The sequence below is a fragment of the Fictibacillus aquaticus genome, from assembly GCF_002245695.1.
Taxonomy (GTDB): domain Bacteria; phylum Bacillota; class Bacilli; order Bacillales; family Fictibacillaceae; genus Fictibacillus; species Fictibacillus aquaticus.
Genome location: NZ_NOII01000044.1, coordinates 1 through 1,247 on the forward strand (window position 1 = coordinate 1; position 1,247 = coordinate 1,247).

Below are 1,247 nucleotides of genomic sequence, written 5' to 3' on the forward strand. Positions count from 1 at the left end.
TCGTGCGATGTCTTGCTACGTTGTCTTCCTTATCCTGCGGGACAAGCAGGAAGGTGAGACACTCAATGGCGCATAGCGGCGAGGGGGCTCACTTGTCCAGCAGAAAACGGCTAGCCCCTCGAGGTCAAAAGGGCAAGTGTCCAATAAGTCAAAGAGCGACTTACCGGCCCCTTTCCCTTTTGCTTGTCGGGGCTGAACGAGCCGTTTCTGATTATCGCCACGCCCCGCGGAAAGCGTGCACCTGAAACGGAGATCAACAGCTTCTCTGATTTCGTTAAAGCAACTTAGATTTGAAAACAGCCTAATATGCCCTCCGATATTCCCCAGGCTTTTTTGTATTTTTAAGAAGTAGCAAGCAATCTCCGAACCGGATTTCGTGTGTATTCTGACATGAGACGGTAATTTGGGCGGATGATATCGTCAGTTAAATATGCTGAAATCGTCGCTCCAGGCATTCTTTTTGTATTTAAGACGCCTATAATCTCCTGCAGGCTTCCTGTTCCAATACCATGCCCAAAATATAGCCCGTTCCCCAATTCTACGATGTTCTCTCCTTGCCATTGCGGCTTGTTCGGATCGTGCTGTGGATTTTTGATATACAGTATATCTCCTGGCATCGGATCACCGGTTCGAAAAGCTGTGATCTGCAAGTCTTCATCATGCTCCGTGCTGTACAGCAGAAGTCCTCCGAACAGCTGGTCAAACATAGAAGATCCAATCGTTTCAAGCATTGCTTTATAAAATAAAATCATAATGGCTGTCGTACACTCAAAGCCATATTTTCTGCCGTTAAAGAATATATCCGTTATAGCTGCTGAAGGTGACACACCTCTTTTTAAAAGAAACCCGCCATATCCAGTCCTCTGCCAGAATACAGGGTTGCATCTGGAATTGCGGAAGGTGGCAAACCCTGCACCGCTGTCTTTTAGCGCATAAGCAGCTGTCACGATGTTCGTCCGCATCACCACTTCGAATGTAAACTGATGGTTGCTGGCGTAATAAAACGTTTCACTGCTTGCCGCAAGTTTTTTTGCAATCTGTTTCTGTGCTAATGTCAGCTGTCCCATCCCGTCAACCGCACTTGGTGAAACGGGATATCCTCCAATAATAATCATTAGTCTCCCCCCTGTCTTCACAGGATAGTAGTACATTGTATGACTGCTGCGTTTTTGTGTGAATGAAGGTCCTCCGTTAATTTTTTAACAATTTGAGTGTGAAATACATTATGACATCGCATATTAAGAAAA

Annotated in this window: 1 protein-coding gene; it reads right to left on the reverse strand. The window is 45.6% G+C overall.

Annotated features, from left to right (window positions below):
* Nucleotides 1-341: 341 nt before the first annotated feature.
* Nucleotides 342-1,115, reverse strand: coding sequence for a protein-glutamine gamma-glutamyltransferase (locus CGZ90_RS19055; protein ID WP_165766921.1), 774 nt, complete (start codon nucleotides 1,113-1,115; stop codon nucleotides 342-344).
* Nucleotides 1,116-1,247: the final 132 nt, after the last annotated feature.